The 948-nt window shown below is 70.4% G+C and carries 1 protein-coding gene; it reads left to right on the top strand.

The window, feature by feature from the left end; genetic code table 11:
* Window positions 1-267 precede the first annotated feature (267 nt).
* Window positions 268-492, top strand: coding sequence for a DUF6274 family protein (locus ACFW9D_RS07290; protein ID WP_188337815.1), 225 nt, complete (start codon window positions 268-270; stop codon window positions 490-492).
* The last annotated feature ends 456 nt before the right edge of the window (window positions 493-948 follow it).

Genomic DNA, 948 nt, shown 5'->3' with positions numbered 1-948 from the left:
CCCGCTGTCGGGGGGGGCGGCGGGTTATACTCCGCGGTGCGCCGCCGATTCTCCCCCGCCCCCCCGCGCGGGGGCCGCCCCTTCTTCGTGCGTTGAGCCGGCCCGTGTCGTCCGGTGCGCCCCCCTGCGCTCAACCAGCCCGCACCTTCGAGCGCGGGGCCTTCTTGTCGGGCGTACGGGCGGGGCTCAAGGCGTTCCGGGCGTCTTGACGGGCGCGCCGCGCCTGGGTACGCCAGAACCACGACCCGGGCGAGGGGAGGCGGCGGCATGGCGGCACCCGTACGGCACGAGACCCGGGCCCTGCTGCGCGCGCACCTCGCCGCGGCCTCGGGCTACCGGCACATCACCCGGCACTGCCCGATCTGCCATCGCCTCCTGCGGCTCGCCATGGAGCCGGGCGGGGAGCTCGCCCCCGAGGACCTCACACAGGTCCTGACGGCCCGTGAGAGCGCCTCTGAGGGGGGTGAGGACGAAAGTCCCCCGAAGGGGTGACGAAAGCCGACCCACAGGCCGCCCGTCAGATGGCAGCCTGGGGAGAGTCGGAGACTGTCGCACCCCCGCCGGCCCCTCTAGCGCACGGGCATCTGCGGCAACAAGATTCAGGGCATGTGACGGGTGTCACCGAACTTGTTTTGGAAACACCGTTTCTTACACCCGCCCTACAACTCCTCAATTTAATATGTGCAATTGCACCACCTCTACGGGCGTCCACCGGCCCTCCGTCAGCCCTCCGTCAGGCTCTGGCCAGAGGCCCCGCCGAGACTCCCCCAAGACCCACCAAGACCGCACCGGAACCCCCGCCGGAGCCTCACGGCTCCCCGGCCGGCGCCCGGTTGAGGGCACAAAAAAATCGCGCGGGACCCGGCGGGGTGCCCCGCCATCGACCACGCACCCGGTGTAACAGTGGTTGTGAACCATGGTGGCGCGTAAAAATAATGGGGGCGGGTT

The sequence above is a fragment of the Streptomyces sp. NPDC059524 genome (assembly GCF_042749255.1).
In the GTDB taxonomy this organism is placed as follows: Bacteria; Actinomycetota; Actinomycetes; order Streptomycetales; family Streptomycetaceae; genus Streptomyces; species Streptomyces xanthii.
The sequence above is the reverse complement of the archived record's forward strand: the minus strand, read 5'-3'. Positions and strand labels throughout refer to the sequence as shown.

What these genes read in the sequence shown, in the direction of transcription:
- ACFW9D_RS07290 (WP_188337815.1), top strand. Translation starts at nt 268, where the DNA reads ATGGCGGCACCCGTACGGCACGAGACCCGGGCCCTGCTGCGCGCGCAC.